This window comes from Mycobacteroides chelonae CCUG 47445, assembly GCF_001632805.1.
GTDB lineage: Bacteria > Actinomycetota > Actinomycetes > Mycobacteriales > Mycobacteriaceae > Mycobacterium > Mycobacterium chelonae.
The window spans coordinates 4,265,764-4,281,821 of record NZ_CP007220.1 but is presented as its reverse complement, the minus strand read 5'-3'; the positions used below and the strand labels follow the sequence as shown (position 1 = coordinate 4,281,821).

At 63.5% G+C, this 16,058-nt stretch carries 16 protein-coding genes; 11 read left to right on the top strand and 5 right to left on the bottom strand.

Going from position 1 to position 16,058, the window contains the following annotated elements; all coding sequences use genetic code 11:
• Positions 1-3: 3 nt before the first annotated feature.
• The 9 genes from BB28_RS20950 to BB28_RS20910 are packed head-to-tail and all read left to right on the top strand — an operon-like array spanning position 4 to position 9,400.
• A complete protein-coding gene (locus tag BB28_RS20950; protein ID WP_043076719.1) occupies positions 4-810 on the top strand; it encodes an MlaE family ABC transporter permease in 807 nt (268 codons plus the stop codon).
• 6 nt (positions 811-816) lie between these two features.
• Positions 817-2,016, top strand: a complete 1,200-nt coding sequence (locus BB28_RS20945) for an MCE family protein (RefSeq protein ID WP_046254897.1) — start codon at positions 817-819, stop codon at positions 2,014-2,016.
• 2 nt (positions 2,017-2,018) lie between these two features.
• Positions 2,019-3,053: an MCE family protein gene (locus tag BB28_RS20940; protein WP_046254896.1), complete on the top strand. Its 1,035-nt coding sequence runs from the start codon at positions 2,019-2,021 to the stop codon at positions 3,051-3,053.
• The gene (locus BB28_RS20935) at positions 3,046-4,104 is read left to right on the top strand and encodes an MCE family protein (protein WP_030096334.1); all 1,059 of its coding nucleotides are present in this window, start codon (positions 3,046-3,048) and stop codon (positions 4,102-4,104) included. Before BB28_RS20940 ends, BB28_RS20935 begins: the two co-directional genes overlap by 8 nt.
• Positions 4,101-5,507, top strand: a complete 1,407-nt coding sequence (locus BB28_RS20930) for an MCE family protein (protein WP_046254895.1) — start codon at positions 4,101-4,103, stop codon at positions 5,505-5,507. The genes BB28_RS20935 and BB28_RS20930 overlap by 4 nt, the downstream gene beginning before the upstream one ends.
• Positions 5,504-6,712 carry an MCE family protein gene (locus tag BB28_RS20925; RefSeq protein WP_044105039.1) on the top strand — a complete coding sequence of 403 codons (1,209 nt, stop codon included), beginning with the start codon at positions 5,504-5,506 and terminating at the stop codon, positions 6,710-6,712. Before BB28_RS20930 ends, BB28_RS20925 begins: the two co-directional genes overlap by 4 nt.
• Complete coding sequence (locus BB28_RS20920; RefSeq protein ID WP_046254894.1) at positions 6,712-8,241, top strand: MCE family protein; 1,530 nt, start codon at positions 6,712-6,714, stop codon at positions 8,239-8,241. The genes BB28_RS20925 and BB28_RS20920 overlap by 1 nt, the downstream gene beginning before the upstream one ends.
• On the top strand, positions 8,238-8,918 hold the full coding sequence (locus tag BB28_RS20915; protein WP_046254893.1) for a hypothetical protein: 681 nt from the start codon (positions 8,238-8,240) through the stop codon (positions 8,916-8,918). Before BB28_RS20920 ends, BB28_RS20915 begins: the two co-directional genes overlap by 4 nt.
• A complete protein-coding gene (locus BB28_RS20910; RefSeq protein ID WP_046254892.1) occupies positions 8,897-9,400 on the top strand; it encodes a hypothetical protein in 504 nt (167 codons plus the stop codon). The genes BB28_RS20915 and BB28_RS20910 overlap by 22 nt, the downstream gene beginning before the upstream one ends.
• Here BB28_RS20910 and BB28_RS20905 read toward each other — a convergent pair.
• The 5 genes from BB28_RS20905 to BB28_RS20890 form a co-directional block, all read right to left on the bottom strand.
• The gene (locus BB28_RS20905) at positions 9,397-10,908 is read right to left on the bottom strand and encodes an alpha,alpha-trehalose-phosphate synthase (UDP-forming) (protein ID WP_046254891.1); all 1,512 of its coding nucleotides are present in this window, start codon (positions 10,906-10,908) and stop codon (positions 9,397-9,399) included. The genes BB28_RS20910 and BB28_RS20905 overlap by 4 nt on opposite strands.
• A 10-nt stretch (positions 10,909-10,918) precedes the next feature.
• The gene (locus BB28_RS25390) at positions 10,919-11,083 is read right to left on the bottom strand and encodes a hypothetical protein (RefSeq protein ID WP_046254890.1); all 165 of its coding nucleotides are present in this window, start codon (positions 11,081-11,083) and stop codon (positions 10,919-10,921) included.
• A 215-nt stretch (positions 11,084-11,298) separates the two neighbouring features.
• Positions 11,299-13,029 (bottom strand): PE-PPE domain-containing protein, encoded by a 1,731-nt coding sequence (locus BB28_RS20900; RefSeq protein ID WP_052740308.1) that lies wholly within the window; start codon positions 13,027-13,029, stop codon positions 11,299-11,301.
• A gap of 228 nt (positions 13,030-13,257) precedes the next feature.
• Complete coding sequence (locus BB28_RS20895; RefSeq protein WP_046256039.1) at positions 13,258-13,701, bottom strand: SRPBCC family protein; 444 nt, start codon at positions 13,699-13,701, stop codon at positions 13,258-13,260.
• A 58-nt stretch (positions 13,702-13,759) separates the two neighbouring features.
• The gene (locus tag BB28_RS20890) at positions 13,760-14,098 is read right to left on the bottom strand and encodes an ArsR/SmtB family transcription factor (protein ID WP_046254889.1); all 339 of its coding nucleotides are present in this window, start codon (positions 14,096-14,098) and stop codon (positions 13,760-13,762) included.
• Positions 14,099-14,300: 202 nt separating this feature from the next.
• Between BB28_RS20890 and BB28_RS20885 the strand changes: the two genes are divergently transcribed.
• Complete coding sequence (locus BB28_RS20885; RefSeq protein ID WP_046254888.1) at positions 14,301-15,494, top strand: MFS transporter; 1,194 nt, start codon at positions 14,301-14,303, stop codon at positions 15,492-15,494.
• A complete protein-coding gene (locus BB28_RS20880; protein ID WP_046254887.1) occupies positions 15,491-16,018 on the top strand; it encodes a mycothiol transferase in 528 nt (175 codons plus the stop codon). The genes BB28_RS20885 and BB28_RS20880 overlap by 4 nt, the downstream gene beginning before the upstream one ends.
• The last annotated feature ends 40 nt before the right edge of the window (positions 16,019-16,058 follow it).

Genomic DNA, 16,058 nt, shown 5'->3' with positions numbered 1-16,058 from the left:
TATATGCGTGGTCTGGGACGCTCGTTCGACAAATTCGGCGAGCAGGCACTTTTCTACGCCCAGTCGCTGAGTTACATCCCCGCAGCGTTGACGAAGTACCGCAAGGAAACCATCCGGGTACTCGCCGAGATCACCATGGGTACCGGGGCCCTGGTGATGATCGGCGGAACCGTGGGCGTCGCGGTATTTCTGACCCTGGCCTCCGGCGGGGTCATCGCGGTGCAGGGCTATTCGTCGCTGGGCAACATCGGCATCGAAGCACTCACCGGCTTCTTGTCCGCCTTCCTCAATGTGCGCATCGTCGCTCCGGTGGTGGCGGGTATCGCGATGGCGGCCACCATCGGTGCCGGAACAACCGCCCAGCTCGGCGCGATGCGTGTGGCCGAGGAAATCGACGCGCTGGAAACCATGGCGGTCCATGCGGTTTCGTATCTGGTGTCCACTCGCTTGGTGGCCGGGCTGATCGCCATCATCCCGCTCTATTCGTTGTCGGTGCTGGCGGCGTTCTTCGCATCCCGCGCGACCACGGTCATGATCAACGGGCAGTCCCCGGGCGTGTACGACCACTACTTCAACACCTTCTTGGTGCCCACCGATTTGTTGTGGTCATTCCTGCAGGCGATCGTCATGTCCGTCGTGGTGATGCTGGTGCACACCAGCTATGGATTCAATGCCTCCGGCGGGCCAGTGGGCGTGGGCGTCGCGGTCGGCCAGGCGGTACGCACGTCCCTCATCGTGGTTGTGCTTGTCACCTTGTTCATCTCACTCGCCGTCTATGGCGGGTCCGGCAACTTCAATCTCTCGGGCTAGGGCCACATGTCAGGAGAATCGTCGCGCCGGTCCGTCCGGCTAGCCGGCACGGTGCTCGCTGCCGTGCTGGTGGCGCTGACTGTGCTGACCTACCTGGCGTACAACGACGCCTTCGCCGATACCAAGCCCATCACCGTCGTCTCGCCCCGTGCGGGTCTGGTGATGGAGGAGGGCGGCAAGGTCAAGTTCCACGGGCTGCAGATCGGCAAGGTCAAGTCGATCACCTATGCCAATGACCAGGCCAAGCTGCAGCTTGCGGTCAACGCCAAGGACCTGCGGCTGATTCCCTCGAACGCCACTGTCCGCATTGCGGGTACCACCATCTTCGGCGCGAAATCCGTGGAGTTTCTTGCCCCGCAACAGCCGTCGGACTCGTCGCTGAGGCCGGGCGCGACGGTGACCGCCGAGGCGGTGGCCCTTGAGGTCAACACCGTTTTCGAGAACCTGACCCGGCTGCTCGGCAAGATCGATCCTGTCAACCTCAATGCCACCCTGACCGCCGTTGGCGAAGGGCTGCGCGGCAACGGGGACAACTTCGGGCAGGGGCTCGTCGAGCTCGACCAGTACCTGGATCAGCTGAATCCCAAACTTCCCACGCTGCAACAGGATTTCCAGAAGGCCGGACAGGTGGGGCAGATCTATGGCGATGCCGCGCCGAACATCGTGCGCATCCTCGACAATCTGCCCACGCTGAGCCGCACTGTCGTGGATCAACAGCAGGACCTCAAGGCGGCGCTGCTTGCGGCAATTGGGCTGGGTAACAACGGATACGAAACCCTGGCCCCCGCGGAGAAGGACCTCACCGCGGCGCTGCAACGGCTGCGCGCTCCCACTACGCTGCTTGGCAGGTATTCACCGGAAATCCCGTGCACGCTGCAGGCCATCTCCAAGGCGCTGGTGACCTTCACCCCGCTCATCGGCGGTGTACGGCCGGGTTTGTTCCTGAGCAACAGCTTCCCGCTGGGTGCGCCGGTGTACACCTATCCGGACAGCCTGCCCATCGTGAACGGCTCCGGTGGCCCGAATTGCCGTGGCCTACCGAATATTCCGACGAAGGCGCAGAACGGGTCATGGTACCGATCGCCCTTCCTGGTGACCGATAACGCGTACATCCCGTACAAGCCACTGGAAGAGCTGCAAGTCAACGCTCCGGACACCCTGCAGTACCTCTACAACGGTGCCTTCGCGAAGCGAAGTGAGTTCTAGCGATGAACACAGGGACGCGACTCAAAGTTATCGTCTTCACCGTGGTGATGCTGTTGGTGGCGGCGGGGCTGATCATCACCTTCGGTGAGTTCCGATTCGGTTCCGGCAAGCGGTATCACGCGACGTTCACGACGGCGTCGGACCTGCGGTCCGGGCAGAAGGTACGCATCGCCGGTGTACCGGTCGGCCGCGTCAAGGACGTATCTCTCACGAAGGACAACAATGTCGAGGTCACTTTTGACGTCGACTCGAAATATCAGCTCTACAGCTCCAGTCGGGCGATCATCAGATACGAGAATCTGGTCGGAGACCGGTACCTGGAGATCACGTCGGGCCCCGGAGAATTACGCAAGCTGCCCGACGGCGGAACGTTGGACAAAGAGCACACTCAGCCCGCTCTTGATCTGGATGCGCTGCTCGGTGGACTTCGGCCCGTGCTCAAGGGATTCGACGCCGCGAAGGTCAACGAGATCAGCAACGCGTTCATCCAGATCCTGCAGGGACAGGGCGGGACGCTCTCCCAATTGTTGGGCGATACGTCTTCGTTCACTTCGGGCTTGGCAGAACGCGATCAGCTGATCGGCGATGTGATCAATCACCTCAACGAAGTGCTTGGCACCATCGACTCGAAGAGCAGCCAGTTCTCATCGAGTGTCGATCAGCTGCAGCAGCTCGTCTCCGGCCTGGCGCAACAGCGTGACGTGGTCGCCGGAGCGCTACCGCCGCTTGCGTCGACGGCCTCGTCGCTGGAATCGGTGCTCAAGGACACCCGCCCGTACATCAAGGGCACCATCGAACAGACTCGCCAGCTGGCTACGCGGATGGACGAGCGTAAGGCCGATATCAACGTCGTTGTGGAGAACCTCGCCGAAAACTATCTACGGCTCAACGCTCTTGGTGCCTACGGATCGTTTTTCAACATCTACTACTGCTCCATCCGGATCAAGGTCAACGGACCCGTCGGAACCGACTGGCTGATCCCGTTCGGTGGACCGCCCGACCCGTCGAAGGGCAGGTGTTCCTTCAAAAATGAGTGACATCCAAGAGAAAGATCCGGTACGCACCGGAATCTTCGGTATCGCTGTGGTGGCGATGCTGGTACTCGTCGCGTTCGGCTACACGGGTCTGCCGTTTTGGCCGCAGGGCAAGCAGTACACCGGATTCTTCGCGGACTCTGGGGGCCTGGAGCCTGGCGGCAATGTCTTCGTCTCGGGTATCAAGGTGGGCCAGGTCAAGGATGTATCCCTGGCGGGCAACCAAGTTCGCGTGGACTTCACTGTCGATCGTTCCATCCGCCTGGGCGACCAGTCGCTGGCGGCGATCAGAACCACCACTGTGTTGGGTGAGAAGTCGCTGTCGGTGACGCCGGCTGGGGCAGGTCGTATCACCGAGATTCCGTTGGGCCGCACCAGAACTCCATACACACTGAACAGTGCGCTGAGTGACTTGGGCGCATCGGCGGGCGGAATAGACAAGGCGCAGCTCGACCAGTCGTTACAGGTCATTACCGACGCGATGCGTGATGCCACCCCGCAGCTGCGCGGTGCCCTGGACGGTGTCGCTTCGCTCTCGCGCACGCTCAACGCCCGCGACGCCGCCCTCGAACAGCTGTTGAGCCGTGCCAAGTCTGTCAGCGGGATTCTTTCCGAGCGTGCCGGGCAGGTGAACAAGCTTGTCACCGATGGCAATCAACTGTTCGCGGCGCTCGACGAACGGCGTTTGGCGATCGCCGAGCTGATCAATCGTGTGCAGGGACTGTCCCAGCAGATCAGTGGATTCGTGGCCGACAATCGCCAGGAATTCCGGCCCACCATGGAGAAGCTGAACCTCGTGCTCGATGATCTGCTGGACCGCAAGGCGCATATCAGTGAGGCGCTCAAGCGTCTGCCGGGATACGGCACGGCGCTCGGCGAGGTCGTCTCCTCCGGGCCCGGCTTCCACGTCAACGTCTATGGCTTCCCGCCCGCCACGCTGACGGCCGTCATGTTCGACACCTACTTCCAGCCCGGCAAGCTGCCTGCCAGTCTCTCGGACTACCTGAATGGTCTGATCGGCGAACGCCAAGTCATGAGGCCGAAATCGCCATGACAACACCGGAGAACCGTCTCAGACCCTGGATCCAGAAGGGCGTCTTCGCGATGCTCGCGGTGGCCCTCGTGGGCGGCCTGCTGTACTGGGTGTGGCCCAGCCGCGGAACCCACAAGATCATCGGCCATTTCGCCTCAGCCGTGGGGCTGTACCCGGGTGATGACGTTCGCATCCTCGGTGTGAAGGCAGGGCGTATCACCGCCGTCGAGCCGCGCGAGGGTGACGTGAAGGTCACCATGGAACTCCCGGACAAGTTCAAGGTGCCCGAAGGTGCACAGGCGATCATCATGGCGCCAAACCTGGTGACCGCCAGGTTTGTTCAGCTGACCCCGGCGTATACGGAGGGGCAGGCTCTCGCCGACGGCGCGTCGTTGGGGCTGGACAAGACCGCCGTCCCGATCGAATGGGACGAGGTCAAGACCGAGCTGGCCAAGCTCAGTGACAGCCTGGGGCCGCAGGGTGAATCCAAGGGGCCGGTCAGTGATTTCATCAACCAGGCGGCGAGCACCTTCGACGGCAACGGCGACTCGTTCCGCAATGCGGTGCGCGAACTTTCGCAGGCGGCCGGACGGCTCGGTGATTCCCGCACGGACCTGTTCGGCACCATCAAGAACCTGCAGGTGCTGGTGGATGCGTTGGCGAACTCCAACGAACAGATAGTGCAGTTCAGCACCCATCTGGCATCGGTGTCGAAGGTGCTGGCTGCCAGCACCGAGAACCTCGGTGCCACCTTGGGCGCACTCAACCAGGCCCTCACCGATGTGCGAGGTTTCTTGGGAGACACCAACTCTGCGCTCGTCGACTCGGTGAACAAGCTGAGCGATTTCGTGAAGATCTTCTCGGACCAGAGCGATGACGTCGAGCAGATCCTGCACGTTGCGCCGAACGGTCTGGCCAACTTCTACAACATCTACAACCCCGCGGCGGGCACGTTGAACGGCATGCTCTCGATTCCGAACCTGGCCAACCCGGTGCAGTTCATTTGTGGTGGTGTTTTCGAGACCGGCACCAAGACCGAGTATTTGAAGCGAGCCGAGATCTGCCGTGAACGGATGGGTCCCGTGTTGCGCCGCGCGACATTCAACTACGCCCCGATCCTGCTGCACCCGATCAACCAGATCTCGGCGTACAAGGGGCAGATCATCTACGACACCCCCGAGACGGAGGCGAAGTCCGAGGCGCCCCGCGAGGATCTGGTGTGGGTTCGGCCCAACGGCGCACCGCCGCCACCGAAGCCGTCACCACAGGACCTCAGTGCGTTGATGCTCGGGCCCGAGGAAGTCAATGCGCCGCCACCTCCGGGCACGGAGCTGCGTCCCGCCGAGCCGGGGCCGGTGCCGCCGGGATTCCCCGCGGCTGCGGATGAGCCGGCACCACCTGCTGTTCCTGGAGGGCCGCGATGAGCCGTCTGAGTTCAACGCTCTTCGCGCGAGGCTCTCATCGCACCCTGCGCGGCGTGGCGATCGGTGTCGGTGTCGCCGTGGTGGCGAGCGGGTGCCAGTTCAACGGGCTCAACTCGCTGAACCTGCCCGGGACCGCGGGACACGGATCGCGGTCCTACACCATCACCGTTGAGCTGCCCGATGTCACCACGCTGCCGCAGAACTCCCCGGTCATGGTGGATGACGTGACGGTGGGCAGCGTGTCGGGCATCGATGCATACCAAAAGCCCGACGGCTCTTGGTATGCCGGAGTCAAGGTGTCCCTGGGGCCCGAGGTGCAACTGCCGGCCAACGCGGTCGCCAAGGTCGCGCAGACCAGCCTGCTGGGCTCGCAGCACATCGAGCTGGCCGCCCCCACCGGAGAGCCGGCAGTGGGCAGGCTGACCGGTGGCGCCACGATTCCGCTGAGCCGTACCGGCAAATACCCCAGCACCGAAGAGGTGCTCTCCGCACTTTCTGTCGTGGTCAACAAGGGCAATCTCGGTGCGATACAAGACATCACCGACGAGACCTACAACCTGTTCAAGGGACGTACCGGCAACCTGACCCAGGTGCTGCCCAAACTCGCCACGCTGATCTCCTCGCTGAACGCTCAGCGGGACGACATCATCTCGGCCATGCAGGGCATCGACAAGTTTTCCCGAGTTCTAGCCGAACACAAGGAAAGCCTTGGGCGTGCGATCGATTCAATCGAACCCGCGCTGAAGGTGCTCAACGAGAATCGTGCCAACATCATCGAGGCGTTCCGCTCGGTGGGCAACCTCGCGAAGATCACCGACCGGGTGCTCCGAACCACCAAGGAAGACCTCGTCGCCGACCTCAAGGGGTTGTACCCGGTGGTGCGGGCACTGGCCGAGAACCGCGATGTGTTGATCGACAGCCTGGACCTACTGCCCACGTTCCCGTTCAGCACCAAGTACCTGCGGAACGCGGTGCGCGGCGACTACCTGAATGTCTTCGTGACGTTCGACCTGACGGCGCGGCGTCTGGGTGAAACGCTTTTCACCACATCGTTCTTCGACCCGAACATGCAGCATTTCAACGATGTGGTGAATCCACCGGAATGGCTCATCGGATCCATGGCGAACCTGAACGGCAAGGAGACCAGCCCGTTCGATTTGCCTGCGCCCGCAGCCCCGGCCGCCCCACAGGGAGGTGGTCGCTGATGGAACGGCTGATCAAGATTCAGCTGATGATTTTCGCGGCCGTCACAGTGATCAGTGTTGCGCTGATGGCGATCTTCTACCTGAGGGTGCCGACCGCGCTCGGCATCGGAAAACATGATGTGAAGGCGCAGTTCGTTGCTTCGGGCGGCCTGTATCAGAACGCGAACGTCACCTACCGTGGCGTGCAGATCGGGCGGGTCACCGATGTCGCGCTGACTCCCGAGGGCGTCACCGCCAGCATGCGGCTCAACAACGACGTCAAGGTGCCCGGCAATGTGCGGGCCGTGGTCAAGAGCGTCTCCGCCATCGGCGAGCAGTACGTAGATCTAGTGCCGCCCCCCACGGGTGCTGCCGGAAGCCTCCGGCAGGGCGACGTGATCGGTATCGATCGCACCGCCATCCCCACCGATGTGTCCACCCTGCTGCGCCAGGCAGACGGGCTGGTCAACACCGTCGCGGACACCCGGCTCCGGGAGGTGCTGTCCGAGGCGTTCAAGGCCTTCAACGGATCCGGTCAGGAACTTTCCCGGCTGATCGACTCGTCGCGTCTGCTGATCCAGGAGGCCAACGCCGACTACGGCAGCACCACCAAGCTGATCGATCAGGTGGGGCCACTGCTGGATGCCCAGATTCGTAGCGGTGACAACATCCGCGGATCTGTCTCCAGCCTGGCGGCATTGACCGAACATTTCGCCAAGGCCGACCCGCAGCTGCGGCAGTTCCTCAAGGTGGCACCGGGTGCCGCCGAGGAAGCCTCCGAGCTGTTCGCGGGTATTCGCCCGTCGTTCCCCGTGCTCGCGGCGAGCCTGGCCAATCTGGGGCGTGTTGGCGTCATCTACAACAAGTCCATCGAGCAGTCGTTGGTGATCCTGCCCGCGTTGTTCTCTGCGCTGTTGACCGTCGCCGGTGGTGCCCCGATGGACGAGGGCGCGAAGCTGGACTTCCGGCTGAACCTGGGTGACCCGCCGCCATGCCTGACCGGTTTCGTCCCGGCACCGCTGATGCGTACGCCGGCCGATGAGACCCTGCGTGAGCTGCCCAGGGACATGTACTGCAAGACCGCCCAGAACGATCCCAGCGCGGTACGCGGCGCGCGCAACTACCCATGCCAGGAGTTCCCCGGAAAGCGGGCACCGACCATTCAGCTGTGCCGCGACCCACGCGGATATGTGCCGGTTGGCAGTAACCCGTGGCGTGGCCCGCCCGCACCCTACGGAACCCCGGTGGAAGATCCGCGGAACATCCTGCCGCCCAACAAATTTCCGAACATACCGCCGGGTGCCGAGCCTGATCCGGGTACTCCGACGCTGCCGCCGCCACCTCCACCGGCTCCAGAGGCCCCGCCGGCCGGTGGTGACGTGATGCCGGTAGCAGCGAAATCGGAGCCGATGGCGGCACGTGCCTATGATCCGAAGAATGGTGTGTTCCTCGATGCCAACAATCAGCCGAGTGTGTACGCGCCCGCGCTCGATCGCGGTAGTGAGGCGGAGACGTGGGCGGATTTGATGCTGGGGCCGAAGCCGGCATGACCCAAGACGAGTCGAAAGCCACGTCGCAGACAACGCGGCGGCGGGCAGCCCGGCCGGCGGGCCCCACGAGTGAGACAAGTGCCGAGCCCATCAGTGTGTCCTTGGGCCGCACCGAGATCCGGTCGAAACCCGAACCGTCCGTTTCCGATTCCCGTCGACAGGGAAACGCGCGCGCTGTGGCGTGGGTGGCATCGGTGCTGGCAGTGGTGCTGATTGGCGCATTGGGAGTGGCACTGGCGCTCATGGGTCGTGCCCAGCACCGCGATGACGTGCGGGCCGCGCGCGACCAGCATTTCGTCGACACTGCCGTGCAGACGGTGACGAACATGATGACCTACAGCCCGGACAGCATCGACAAGAACGTCGACCAGTTCGTCAACAGCACCAGCGGACCGCTGCGGGGCACCTTCAACCCCGACAACACCGCCAATCTCAAAGCGCTGTACCACCAAACCGGCACCAGTTCGGAGGTGGTGATCAAGAAGGCGAGCCTGGAGAGCGTCGACGAGGTGAGTAAGAAGGCCTCGATACTCATCTCCGCGCGTGTAACCCTCACCAACGCCGACTCGGGGGTCAACGAGCCCTCCAAGTCGTATCGCATGCGGATGATCGTCGCCGAGGATCAGCAGGGCAACATGACCGCATATGACCTGCGATGGCCGGACGGACAGAGCTGATGCGCTGGTTGACAAGAACTTTCGTCGCGGTGGTGGTGCTGGCCGTGATCGGGTTGTCTGCCATCGCCGGCGGCATGTACTGGCACCGGGTCGACACCATCGCCAGTCGGGCTGCGGGACAGACGCTGATCAAGCAGGCCGGCAAGCAGGTGGGAAGCATCTTCGGATACGACTATCAGACCGTCGAGCGCAGCCTCGACGAACAGTACGCGGGGCTGACTCCCGAGTACCGGCGTGAGTTCGAAGACAAGGCCAACCGCGAGATCATCCCGCAGGCCAAGCAGCGCAAGATCGTCAGCCAGACCAGTATCGTGGGCACCGGAATCATTGCCGCGCATAGGGACTCGGCGCAGGTGGTGGTGTACATGAATCGCACCATCACGGACCAGTCGCGCACTCCGGTGTACGACTCGTCGTCGATTCAGGTGGATTACACGCGCGCAGGAGACAAGTGGTTGATCTCCTACATCACGCCGCTTTAAAGGGGCTCGCCGCCCAGCACGGCCGGCTGTTCCGGCGCGATCGAATCGCCGGTGGCCGGTGTGGCCAGCGCCTCCAGGAATGCGCGCGCCCATCGATCCACGTCATGCGCCAGTACCTGGCGGCGCAGCGCCCGCATACGGCGGCGCCCTTCCTCAGGGGTCTGGTTGAGCGCCGACTCGATTCCGTCCTTCACGCCGTCGATATCGTGCGGATTGACCAGATAAGACTGGCGTAGTTCCGCTGCGGCACCGGTGAATTCGGAAAGTACGAGCGAACCGCCCAAATCGCTGCGGCAGGCCACGTACTCCTTTGCCACCAGGTTCATGCCGTCGCGCAGGGGAGTCACCAACATGACATCCGCGGCGACGAAGAAGGCGATGAGATCTTCGCGCGGTACCGGCCGATGCAAGTAATGCACCACCGGATGGCCGACCTCGCCGAACTCGCCGTTGATGTGACCGACCTGCTGCTCCACATCGCCGCGCATCTTCTTGTAGCTCTCGACGCGTTCGCGGCTGGGGGTGGCGAGCTGGACGAACACCGTATCGCGGCTGCTGGCTCTACCTTCGGCGAGTAGTTCTTCATAGGCGCGTAGCCGGATGTCGATGCCCTTGGTGTAGTCGAGTCTGTCGACGCCCAGCAGTATTTTGCGCGGACCGCCGAGCTCGGCGCGAATCTCCTTGGCGCGCTGGCGAATCTGCTTGCTACGAGACACGCTATCGAGCTCCGCCGAGTCGATTGAGATGGGGAAGGCGCCCACCTTCACGGTGCGGAAGCCCACCCGAATTTCACCGAACCGCGAGCGCACGCCGATCGATGCTCGAGACGTGCTGGCGCCCACCAATCTTCGCGCCAAGTACATGAAGTTCTGGGCGCCGCCCGCCAAGTGGAACCCGATGAGATCGGCGCCCAGCAGGCCATCGACGATCTCGGTGCGCCAGGGCATCTGCATGAACAGCTCGACGGGCGGGAACGGTATGTGCAGGAAGAAGCCGATAGTTAGGTCGGGGCGCAGCATGCGGAGCATTTTGGGCACCAGCTGCAGCTGATAGTCCTGCACCCAGATGGTGGCGCCCTCCGCGGCGACTGCCGCCGTCGCCTCCGCGAACTTGCGGTTCACATCGACGTACGCCTGCCACCATTCTCGGTGGTACTCAGGCTTGACGATCACATCGTGATAGAGCGGCCACAGGGTGGCGTTGGAGAAGCCCTCGTAGTACTCGGCGACCTCCTCGGTGGAGAGGCGCACAGAGTAGAGGACCATTCCGTCCTCGGAGACCGGCTCGACGTCGGTGTCTGGGACACCCGGCCAGCCCACCCAGGCGCCGCGACGCTTACGCAGCAGCGGCTCCATCGCGGTAACCAGCCCACCCGGGCTGCGCTTCCATGTGGTGGAGCCGTCAGGCAGCTTCACCAGGTCAATGGGGAGCCGATTGGCGACGACGACAAAGTCGGAGGTGCCGGTGACAGCCTCTACCGGCGATCGCTCATCCGATCGAGGTGTCATGAGTTACGGACTACGCGTCGACCTTGGTTGGCCCGATGCCGAGCATCGCGAGGAGCATGCGGCACTCGTCGGCATCGTTGGCGTAGGCGGCGACGACGCGCTGCGCCTGGTGGGCGGTTTCATCGGCCAGCGGCTCGAAGTCGTCGTCCGTGGCCGGTTCGGTCTTGGCTGGCATTCACCCAGTCTAGGCGACGCAGTGCCAGGCGCCCACATGAGGAATCCGCACACCACCCTGAGGGGTTGCTGCTGACGTGCCGTCGATGCAGGGTGATCCCGCACTTTTGGGCCCCAATGCTCCGGCATGCGCCGCCCAGTCCTGGCACGTTGACTTCGTTCCGGGCGAGAACGCGGAGGTTTTGATCTGGCTGATTTCGTGGTGCGGCGGTCGGGTCAGGCCGCGTTGCTCCCGGAATGGCTGTCCCCGGATTTGGCGTGATCGCCCGAGTTCACGTGGTCACTTGGGCCGGTGTGGGCACCGGGTTCGGCGGCCCTGTTTCCGGTACCTCCGGTTTCCTTGCTGGGGGCACCACCGGTGCCGGTGACGCTGGGTGCCTTGCTGGCGCCCAGGCCCGGTATCGACTTGAGGCTTTCTCTGATCGACGGAAGTTTCGGATTCTTTGGTGTCGTTCCGGGTCGTGACGCGGGAAGCCGTGGAAGGCGCAGGGTTGGCTTCGTTGTGTCTTTCGACATGTCGATGTCCTTGACGGAAGTGACGGCGGGCTTACCCTGGTCCGGCTTCTCACCGGGCGTGGCCTCGGGTTTGGTTTCCGCTTTTGTCTCGGTCTGCACGGTAGGCACTGTGCTTGCGCTGACCGCTATTGCGGTGGGGTCGGGGAGCTTGGCCGGCGCGGAGGGAGCGGTCGGCCCGGAAGTGGTCAGGGTGAGGACTGGTTCCTTGGGTGTTTCGGGTGCGGGCGGCTGGGCCACGGGCGGCGTGGCCCTTGTGGAATCGGCCTGGGGAGCAGGGGCACTGGCGGGTTTGTCGACCGGTGCGGGTGGCTTGGGCGCCGCCGCCCCGGGCAGTCCGTTCTGGAAGTTCTCGGTGCCTTCCTCGATGGCCCCAGGCAGCTTCTTGAGTGCATCGACGATGTTTTTCGTTGGGGTGAAGAGGCTGAACGGTTTTATGGTGCCCGGGCCGGTCTCGCGGTCGTAGGCCATGTCGATGAACACCCGCAGGGTGGGCTCGATGGCATCGAGCACGAAGGAAGCGCCTATCGGGTTGGTGAGATCGCGCAGCGGTTGCAGCAGCGGGAGATGTTCGGTGTGCACGACGTAGTAGGTGGATGTGGAGCCGTTCACGTTGGTGACCACCGTCTTGGTCGTGCCGTCTTCGTAGTGGTACGTGGTTGTGTTGCCGTCGAGCTGGGTCTGGTCGGCAACGGCGTTCGCGTTGTCGTACTTGTCCAGATCGGTGCCGTCATAGAACTGGTCGGGATGTGTGTACGGAAATGCCACAAGGGCGTTGGCGATGGCCAGCGGGTTGAAGTACGCCGGGAAGTCGCCGATCGTGTCGTATTCGTTGGTGATGTCCGTGGTGGTGAAGATGTCCGGCTTCGCGGGCTGGGTCGAGTAGATATCCATGAACGGAATCCAGATACCGGGGAAGCGAGCCAGAACGCCCCCATTGGGCTTGTAGGCGTTGGAGATCAAGACGAATTGGATATCCGGGTTTCCGTTGGGGCCGTACTGCTCTTCGAGGTCTTTGCGTGACTCGTTGACGACTACCGCGCCGAGCGAGTAGCCGATGATGACCTTCTGCCCCGGATGGGTCGCGATCTCCTGGGCCAGTACCGTGTGCCCCGCAGTCACAGACTGTCGAAAGGTCTTGTCCCGCAGGCCATCGACGGGCCACATCGTCCCCGGATAGGAAACGGGGACGTACGTGTCGGAAGAGGAGTCGTAGAAGCCGTCGAGGCCGCCGAGCTTGGCGGGAATGTTCGCACCCGCGCCGTCGCCGCGGCCGCCGACTCCGATGACATAGGACGCGAGCGTCGAGGCGATGGTTCGCGACTCTATGGCGACCGGTGTCAGCACGGTGCATGTCGCCGCCACCGCGGCGGCGGTGGCCACCGAGCGCTTGAGCGAGCGACGTTTCCCCAAAACCGAATGCTGCGCAGCCATCAGGACCCCTCCTGTGCTTTCGGCGCCATTGCCGAATGCGGTGGCATGAGAGTAAATAGGGCAAAGCTTTTACGCCATACCTGGAAGGGGGTGGACCGGCCGAGTCGAGCATATTCCCCACTGCACTTGTAGTGCCTGGTCAACGTTTAATTTGGACGCGGGATCGTATTCAAATTAGCTGGCTTGCCCGTGCTGTGGTGGAGGAGATTCAGCAAATTCTGTGAACGCTCAGCCGAGTATCGTCGCGTACCCGTCATTGAGGTTTTGCCAGTTGTGAGTCATGGCATCGAGGCCAACCACGCGGCCGCGTGGTGTCCCGTCGACGGCGAGGGTGAGAGTGTCCAAGCAGATATGCCAACCGCCGGCATTTCCCGACGCGTTACCCCGATCGGACATCGAGTGCTCGAGGGTCAGTCGACATCCCTTCTCTGTGGGCTCGATTCGCCAGCGCAGGGTGTCGTCCGGGCCCCAGCGGTGGATCAGTTCGTGTGGCGGGTTCGCGGTGAGTACCTCACCGTCGAGTACCGGATCTGCGGAGGTCTCCTGGACCCGTGCCGCTCCCACCGAGTCCAGTGGGCGATCGGGTACCGCGGGTGACCACTGACGTAACTTGTCGGGGTCGACGAGCCACTGCCACACCTTCTCCGGTGAGTGGTTCAACTCTCTGGACATGGTCAGGACCCACCTGCCATCGTGGTCGTCGCATGGCGTGAGGGTGGCATCCAGGGGATTAGTCACGGTTGTCGTCCTTCGTGTTGTCATGACCGCCGACCTCGCTGTCGATGAGATGGGTGAGGCGATCGAACGCGTTGGCCCACTTGCGGTGATAGGGCGTTACCCAGGCCAGTACGGCGGGCAGGGGATCGTCGGCCAGGTGGTAGACGCGGCGTTTCCCGGCGACCTCCACTCGAACCGTGCCGGCCTCACGCAGGACACCGAGGTGCTTGGACACCAGCGACTGTGAAACGTCGAGTCGTTCGATCAGCGTGGAGACATCGGCCGCTCCTTGGCGCAGGGTGTCGATGATCCTGCGCCGAGTCGGGTCGGCGATCACCATGAAGGCGTCCATGAGTTCATATCACCACAGCATCATATGAATTTCAAGAGATATATTAGACGGAGGCGATGTGGCGCTGTTGCGGCCCGCCGTGGTCATGATCAGTAGTGTGGTCAACAGGTACCGGTGAGTGCTGCTCGCCGAGGTCGCGGTGGGGGCGTGATCGCCGGCTCAACGCCGAGGTGAGGACTATTTCTTGACGAAACCGCTGCGTATGCGGATTGCCGTTATCGGTGTATTCGCATCGTTCGGGCTCGTGGTGGCCACCTGGGCTGTGCACCTGCCGACCATGAAGCAGGCCACGGGGATGTCCTCGACGGCGCTGGGCCTGGTGGTGCTGGTCCTGGGTGGCGGCGCGCTGGTGGGCATGCTGATCAGCGGTGTGCTCGTCGACCGATTCGGCAGCGGGCCCATTGCCGTTGCCGGTGGCGCCGCGATGGCTCTCGGCGTCAATATCCCGCTATCGGCCACGAATGCGTGGATCGCCGGAGCTGGCGCCTTCCTGTGTGGCGTCGCCGTCGGCGTCACCGATGTCGCGATGAACGCTGCCGCGGTCGACGTGGAGCGTTTCTATGGGCGGCCGATCATGGCCTCATTCCACGGGGTGTTCTCCGTCGGCAATGTGGTGGGTGCCGGCATCGGAACCGTCGCGTTTGCCGTGCACGTACCGGTGTTCGTCACCGTCCTCGGTGTCACCGTGCTGTGCCTGGCGGTGCTGGGATCGTCGGCCAGTGTGCTGTTGAAGGACAAGCTGCGCGCCGGCGAGGCCGAAGCGCCGGACACCGTGCCGTACACGCTGCCGCCCGCGGTCACCTGCCGCCGGGGCCAGGTCTTTCTCCTCGGCGTATTGGCCATGCTGCTGATGCTCTCGGAAGGGTCGGCGACGGACTGGAGCAGTCTGCACGCACAGGAGCACCTGGGCGCCTCCCATTCATGGGGTGCGTTCACCTTCGGCGTGTTCATGGCGGCGATGACGGTGGGCCGGTTCACCGTCGACAAGCTCGTCGAACGAGTTGGCCGGGTACTGGTCCTGCGCTGGGGCTGTGCGCTGGCCGCGGTCGGTCTGCTGACCGTCATCGCGTCTCCGGCGCTGCCTCTCACCATGGCGGGCTGGGCGGCCGTGGGCCTCGGGCTTGCCGGTGGCGTCCCGCAGGTATTCACCGTGGCGGGCAACATCGACGAACAACACGAGGGCCGGGTGCTGTCGTGGGTGGTCGGGACCGGCTATGTCGCGGTGCTGGGTGGGCCGGCCCTTATCGGTTGGCTTGCCGATGCGTTGTCCCTCAACACCGCCTTGCTGCTGCCCATCTTCGCGGTGCTGGTCTGTGGCTGTGCGGCAGGTGCGCTGACGATGAGCGCGCCTGCGACCAAGACGGCGCCCAAGTCCGGGCGTACCGTCAAACCGTGACGGACTTCGAGGCAGCCGCGTCTGCGCGGGAACTGTTGCGTGACAGCTTTACCCGGATCATCGAACACGTCGGCGAGGTGACCGGTGGTCTTGCGGATACGGCGGTGACCTATCGGCCCACGCCTGACGCGAACAGCATCGCCTGGCTCATTTGGCATTCGGCGCGCTGTCAGGACGTGCAGATCTGTGCCATCACGGGTGCCGAGCCGGTGTGGACGGCCCGCGGCTGGGAGCCGAGATTCGGCCTCGACCTGCCCGCCGACTCCAACGGATACGGGCACACGCCCGAGGATGTGGCCAAGGTGATCGCGACGGTCGACCTGCTCAGTGGCTACTACCGGGACGTGCACGAAATGACACTGCGGTATGTCGACACCCTGACCGATACCGAACTTGCGCGTGTCGTCGATCAGCACTGGGATCCGCCGGTCACCGCGAGTGTCCGGTTGGTCAGCATCGTCGACGACTGTGCCCAGCATCTGGGTCAAGCCGCCTACCTGCGCGGGATGATTCCAACCAACTAGTGGGGATGGCGACGTGGGTCCCCGCGTGCCAGACTCCTCT

Excerpts from the sequence above, each read along its gene's own strand:
- BB28_RS20930 (WP_046254895.1), top strand. The coding sequence starts at position 4,101 with ATGACAACACCGGAGAACCGTCTCAGACCCTGGATCCAGAAGGGCGTC.
- BB28_RS20895 (WP_046256039.1), bottom strand. The coding sequence starts at position 13,701 with ATGTCCAGAGAGTTGAACCACTCACCGGAGAAGGTGTGGCAGTGGCTC.
- BB28_RS20890 (WP_046254889.1), bottom strand. The coding sequence starts at position 14,098 with ATGGACGCCTTCATGGTGATCGCCGACCCGACTCGGCGCAGGATCATC.
- BB28_RS20940 (WP_046254896.1), top strand. The coding sequence starts at position 2,019 with ATGAACACAGGGACGCGACTCAAAGTTATCGTCTTCACCGTGGTGATG.
- BB28_RS20935 (WP_030096334.1), top strand. The coding sequence starts at position 3,046 with ATGAGTGACATCCAAGAGAAAGATCCGGTACGCACCGGAATCTTCGGT.
- BB28_RS20885 (WP_046254888.1), top strand. The coding sequence starts at position 14,301 with ATGCGGATTGCCGTTATCGGTGTATTCGCATCGTTCGGGCTCGTGGTG.
- BB28_RS20915 (WP_046254893.1), top strand. The coding sequence starts at position 8,238 with ATGACCCAAGACGAGTCGAAAGCCACGTCGCAGACAACGCGGCGGCGG.
- BB28_RS20950 (WP_043076719.1), top strand. The coding sequence starts at position 4 with ATGCGTGGTCTGGGACGCTCGTTCGACAAATTCGGCGAGCAGGCACTT.
- BB28_RS20905 (WP_046254891.1), bottom strand. The coding sequence starts at position 10,908 with ATGACACCTCGATCGGATGAGCGATCGCCGGTAGAGGCTGTCACCGGC.
- BB28_RS20900 (WP_052740308.1), bottom strand. The coding sequence starts at position 13,029 with ATGGCTGCGCAGCATTCGGTTTTGGGGAAACGTCGCTCGCTCAAGCGC.
- BB28_RS25390 (WP_046254890.1), bottom strand. The coding sequence starts at position 11,083 with ATGCCAGCCAAGACCGAACCGGCCACGGACGACGACTTCGAGCCGCTG.
- BB28_RS20910 (WP_046254892.1), top strand. The coding sequence starts at position 8,897 with ATGGCCGGACGGACAGAGCTGATGCGCTGGTTGACAAGAACTTTCGTC.
- BB28_RS20925 (WP_044105039.1), top strand. The coding sequence starts at position 5,504 with ATGAGCCGTCTGAGTTCAACGCTCTTCGCGCGAGGCTCTCATCGCACC.
- BB28_RS20945 (WP_046254897.1), top strand. The coding sequence starts at position 817 with ATGTCAGGAGAATCGTCGCGCCGGTCCGTCCGGCTAGCCGGCACGGTG.
- BB28_RS20920 (WP_046254894.1), top strand. The coding sequence starts at position 6,712 with ATGGAACGGCTGATCAAGATTCAGCTGATGATTTTCGCGGCCGTCACA.